We start from the raw sequence: 5,185 nt of genomic DNA on the forward strand, positions 1-5,185 counted from the left end.
TTCCGGTCGGCTGCAGAATCCGGCTGCCGGCGGCGTCCAAATAGCCGAACATCAGCTGGGAAGACTGCAGCCGCCCTGGAGTTTCTGTTTCGGCTTCGCCGTCGTGGCTGCTGGAAGGCTGCGGGCTCCCGGCATCAGGGGTGGAAACAGGGGGATCAGCTGCCGTGGCGGGAGGTTTTTCGTTGATTCCGTCCGTGGAATTGACCGTTCCGGCAGGCATTCGGTCAGCTGGTGGTGTGTTATCCGCTGAAGGCTTGTGGCTTTCGCAGCCCGTGGCGATACAGATGGACAGCAGCAGGATGCCGGCGATTTTTTTCAAATCCAATCACTCCCTTACAAAGCTTCGTGTGCTGGATGTTTCATCCACGCGGTTTACAGATCGCACGGATTGTTTTAAAATAAAGACGATTACAAGTTGTATACAAGTATACTTGGAGGCAGAGGCAGGTTAGAGCAAAGCACAATCAAACTGGAAGCGTTTCTTTTTCGAAGAACCACAGGTCTTCGTGGTAAAAGACGCATTCCGGTTCTTCGTTGTTGCATGGTTCTTTTGAAAAAGGAAAAAATCGGATTGCGGCACACGGCTGCCGGTCAAACGGTTGAGCGTTGAGGTCTGCGGCTGAGGCAGGCTTCCGGAAAGCAGGTCCCTCACCATGGATGCGGCGGTCGGTTGTATGATAGAATCGGTAGCGTACGTCATTGTACATACATTGATTTAGGAGAGTTGTCTCATGCTGCGTTATCCTTCATCCTGGCTGCAGGGTATTTCCTTGGGAGAGTCGATCGCATCCGAGCTGAGGCTGCAGATTATCAGCGGCCGGATCAAGCCGGGTGAAATCATTTCAGAGAACCGGGTGGCCGCCGATTTCGGGACAAGCCGTTCCCCCGTCAGAGAAGCCTTGAAATCGCTCTCGAGCGAAGGGCTGATCCGGCTCGAACGGATGGGTGCCGTCGTCGTCGGACTGAGCCTGACCGATATTGTTGAATTGTACGATGTCCGCTTCCTGATCGAGAGCTTCGTTCAGCAGCGGCTGGCCAAGATGGACCGGGATCAGCTGCTGGTTACGCTGCGCCGGATCGTTGACCGGATGGAGCTTGCGGTAAAGCATCAGGATGCCGTCGAATTTTCGTATCAGGACTTGTCCTTTCACGAGGCGATTATTGCGGCTGCTGACCATAAGCGCATTTTGCATTTATGGAACAGCATCCGGCCGATCGTGATGACCGTCATGCTGATTACGACGGAAGAGATTTTTTCCAAAGGGGAAGCGAAGCTCGGGTCCGTCATCGGCAAGCATCAGAAAATTATGGACGGTCTGGCCTCCGGCGACGAGGACGAAATCCAGAAGCTTGTACAGGAGTATTTCGCCGATTCGCGCCAGACGCTGCACCGCAGCCTGACGGATTTTTAAAGCGCTTCGTCGGGCCTTTTATTCCGTTGTATGAACCACAAGGGGCTGCCTGCGGGCAGCTTCCGCCTCATGTTGTCGACAAGTATGCAAGTATTTAAAATCAAAGCTTGGAATAATGGGTATCATATGTGAAAAACATCATGTACGAACAAAAGGAGGACAACCCATGTCCAGTATATTCGGTATGAGCCATAATTGGACGCTCATTGTGTGGACACTGATCGCCATTGCATTTCTTATTGTGTTTATTGCCAAATTCAAGTGGAACCCGTTTGTGACCTTGCTGTTGTCCGCCCTGCTGCTCGGATTCCTGACCGGCATGAAATCGATGGATATTATCGATTCCGTGACCAAAGGGCTTGGCGGCACGCTCGGAACGATTGCGATCGTCATCGGTCTCGGCACGATGCTGGGCAAAATGATGGCCGAATCCGGCGGCGCCGAGCAGATCGCCACAACCCTCGTGAACCGGTTCGGGGAGAAACGCGTTCACTGGGCGATGATGATCGTCGGCTTTATCGTAGGGATTCCGGTATTTTTTGAGGTCGGCGTCATTCTGCTGATCCCGATTATTTTTACCGTCGCCCGTAAAACGAAAATGTCGCTGCTGCAAATCGGTATTCCGATTCTGGCCGGTCTGTCCACCGTACACGGACTTGTGCCGCCTCACCCGGCACCGATGATCGCGATTGATGCCTATCAGGCGAATTTGGGGAAAACGATTTTGTACTCCCTGATTGTGGGCATTCCGACGGCCATCGTGGCCGGACCCCTCTTTGGTAAATGGATCGGCAGACGCATCCAGGTCGAGCCGCCTGCTGAGCTGGCGGAGCAGTTCTCCAGCAGCAGCACGCGCAAGCTTCCGGGCTTCGGCATTACGCTGCTGACGATTCTGATGCCGGTTATCCTGATGCTGATCGGTTCGATCGCCTCGATCGTTGACCCGGATGCTTCGAGCGGTTTTACGCTGTTCTGCGAATTTATCGGTAACGAAATTATTGCGCTTCTGATTTCGGTCGTGTTTTCTTTCTTCTCCCTTGGCTTCGCCAGAGGATTTACGAAAGAACAAATATCCAAGTTTACGAGCGAATGTCTGGCGCCGACAGCCACGATCATTCTGATCATCGGCGGCGGCGGGGCGTTCAAGCAGGTGCTCATTAACAGCGGCGTAGGTGACGCCATTGCCCAAATCGCAACTTCGGCTCACATCAACATTATTTTGTTTGCATGGTTCGTGGCCGCACTCATCCGTGTTGCAACCGGTTCCGCCACCGTGGCCATGACCACGACTGCGGGGATCGTCGCACCGGTGCTTGCCTTGAACCCGGCAGCCAATGTCGAGCTCGTCGTGGACGCCGGCTTCTGGATGGTCAAGGAATTCTTTAACATGTCCGTCCCGCAGACGCTGAAATCCTGGACCGTCATGGAAACGCTGTTGTCGATCGTTGCATTGATTATCATCCTGGTGCTCAGTCTGGTAGTATAAGGATATGTCTAGTGAAGAAGAAAGAAGGTTGAAACATGAGCAGTAATATGATGATCGGAATCGATATTGGAACGACGAGCACCAAGGCCGTTCTGTTCGAAGAAAACGGAAAGGTTGTGGCCAAGGGAAGTGAAGGCTATCCGCTGCTGACACCGACATCGTCCATCGCCGAGCAGGATCCGGATCTGATATTTACGGCCGTGATCCATTCGGTCAAGCAGGTGATGGATACAAGCGGAATCCGCCCGGAGCAGGTGATGTTCGTCTCGTTCAGCTCGGCCATGCACAGCGTCATTCCGGTCGGCCAGGACGGGAAGCCGCTGATGAACTGCATTACGTGGGCGGATAACCGCAGCGCGAAATGGTCCGAAGTATTGAAGAACGATATGAACGGACATGAAATTTATCTGCGCACAGGCACGCCGATCCATCCGATGTCCCCGCTGACCAAATTGATGTGGCTGCGTCATGACAATCCGGACATTTTCGAAAAGACGTCCAAGTTTATCTCGATCAAGGAGTACGTATTCGCCAAGCTGTTCAACCGGTACGTCGTCGACCATTCGATAGCCTCCTGCACGGGCCTTATGAACCTGAACAAGCTGGATTGGGACGAGGAGGCGCTGCAGGTTGCCGGCATTACGCCAAGCCAGCTGTCCGAGCTTGTTCCGACTACTTACCGCATGGATGGGCTGGATAAGACGTTTGCCGCCGAGATGGGGCTCGATCCTTCCACGCCGTTTATCGTAGGCGCGAGCGACGGCGTGCTGTCCAATCTGGGCGTCAATGCGATCGAACCTGGTGTCGTTGCCGCCACCATCGGTACCAGCGGAGCGATCCGCACCGTGGTCGATCATCCGGCGACCGATCCGAAGGGCCGCATTTTCTGCTACGCCCTGACGGAGAAGCTGTGGGTGATCGGCGGTCCCGTCAACAACGGCGGCATGCTGTTCCAGTGGGTACATGATGAACTGGCCGCATCCGAGATCGAGACTGCCAAGCGTCTCGGTATCGATTCGTACGACTTGCTGACACGGATTGCGGAACAGGTGAATCCGGGATCCGACGGGCTGTTGTTCCACCCTTATTTGACCGGGGAGCGCGCCCCGCTCTGGAACCCCGACGCCCGCGGATCGTTCTTCGGTCTGACGATGCACCACCGCAAGGAGCATATGATCCGCGCCGTCCTTGAAGGCGTCATTTTCAACTTATATACTGTACTGCTGGCGATGGAGGAACGCATCGGGCGTCCGGCCAAAATCCACGCGACCGGCGGATTTTCCCGTTCCCCGCTGTGGCGCCAAATGATGGCCGACATCTTCGATCAGGAAGTTGTCGTGCCGGAGAGCTTCGAAAGCTCCTGCCTGGGCGCCGTCGTGCTCGGCTTGTATGCCATGGGCAAAGCGGATTCGCTGAGCGTCGTCTCCGGGATGGTCGGATCAACGCATCAGCATACGCCGGTGAAGGAGAACGCACAGATTTACCATCAGCTGCTGCCGATCTTTATTAAAATTTCACGCAACCTGGAAGAGGAATATAAGGCGATCGCCGATTTTCAGCGCAGCCTGTTCTAATCCAAAAGAATGCCTGTACAGCGTTTGAAACTGCTGTGCAGGCTTTTTTTTCGTTAAAAATGGTTTACATCAGAATGCCTCATGAATACTGGCGAAGGATCTCCCGCGCCTGCTCACGAATCCCGTCTACAAGCTCGCGCGGCTCAATGACTTTAACGGCAGTACCCAGTTGAAAAAAGTAGCCGGTCACGAATTCCAGCTCGCGCTGATCGATGACACTCTCGATGTAACCTTCATCCGGGCTAACCTCCACGATATAAGGCTCCAGCCATGGCTGGCTGCGGCACTGTCTCAAGCCTTCACGGGTCAGCTCTACATATAAACGGACGGGCGACTCCGGCGTCAGTGCCGTGCTGCGGTTGAGCCAGTCCGGAAGTTCCATCTGTGGCTCAAACGCTTGCTTCGTTTGCTCCATGGACACGATCCGGTCTGTACGAAACAGCCGGATTTCGCCATGAGCCTGATCGAACGCAGGCATGTACCAGAAGCCCTCGCTGGCGTAAATACCGATCGGAGCCACTTCCCTCACTGTATTTTCCAGCTTCGACACATATTCGATTTTAAGCAGCCGGTGCGCGGCGGCCGCCTCGATGATTTCCTTTAGAAATGGAGACGGGACGGTCCTTTTTTGATTCCAGAAGGTGATTACCGAATCCAGGCCGTCTATTTTTCTTTTCGTATCGTCAGGCAGGCTTGCGTACAGCTTGCGGGAG

General features: G+C 54.3%; 5 protein-coding genes. 3 read left to right on the plus strand and 2 right to left on the minus strand.

Annotation, left to right across the window (positions count from 1 at the left end; genetic code table 11):
- Positions 1–319: hypothetical protein (locus CPT76_RS37835; protein ID WP_219845471.1), on the minus strand; the 319-nt coding region annotated here is incomplete at its 3' end.
- 415 nt (positions 320–734) lie between these two features.
- Between CPT76_RS37835 and CPT76_RS26305 the strand changes: the two genes are divergently transcribed.
- The 3 genes from CPT76_RS26305 (at position 735) to gntK (ending at position 4,472) form a co-directional block, all read left to right on the plus strand.
- Positions 735–1,412 (plus strand): GntR family transcriptional regulator, encoded by a 678-nt coding sequence (locus CPT76_RS26305; protein WP_105445092.1) that lies wholly within the window; start codon positions 735–737, stop codon positions 1,410–1,412.
- A gap of 166 nt (positions 1,413–1,578) precedes the next feature.
- Positions 1,579–2,898 (plus strand): GntT/GntP/DsdX family permease, encoded by a 1,320-nt coding sequence (locus CPT76_RS26310; RefSeq protein ID WP_105445011.1) that lies wholly within the window; start codon positions 1,579–1,581, stop codon positions 2,896–2,898.
- A 35-nt stretch (positions 2,899–2,933) separates the two neighbouring features.
- Positions 2,934–4,472, plus strand: coding sequence for a gluconokinase (gntK, locus tag CPT76_RS26315; RefSeq protein ID WP_105445012.1), 1,539 nt, complete (start codon positions 2,934–2,936; stop codon positions 4,470–4,472).
- A 79-nt stretch (positions 4,473–4,551) separates the two neighbouring features.
- Here the strand turns inward: gntK and CPT76_RS26320 are convergent.
- Positions 4,552–5,185, minus strand: a 634-nt coding sequence (locus CPT76_RS26320; protein ID WP_105445013.1) for a helix-turn-helix transcriptional regulator, incomplete at its 5' end; no start/stop codon positions are given.

The sequence above is a fragment of the Paenibacillus sp. AR247 genome (genome assembly GCF_002968895.1).
In the GTDB taxonomy this organism is placed as follows: domain Bacteria; phylum Bacillota; class Bacilli; order Paenibacillales; family Paenibacillaceae; genus Paenibacillus_AQ; species Paenibacillus_AQ favisporus.

What these genes read in the sequence shown, in the direction of transcription:
- CPT76_RS26310 (WP_105445011.1), top strand. Translation starts at nt 1,579, where the DNA reads ATGTCCAGTATATTCGGTATGAGCCATAATTGGACGCTCATTGTGTGG.
- gntK (WP_105445012.1), top strand. Translation starts at nt 2,934, where the DNA reads ATGAGCAGTAATATGATGATCGGAATCGATATTGGAACGACGAGCACC.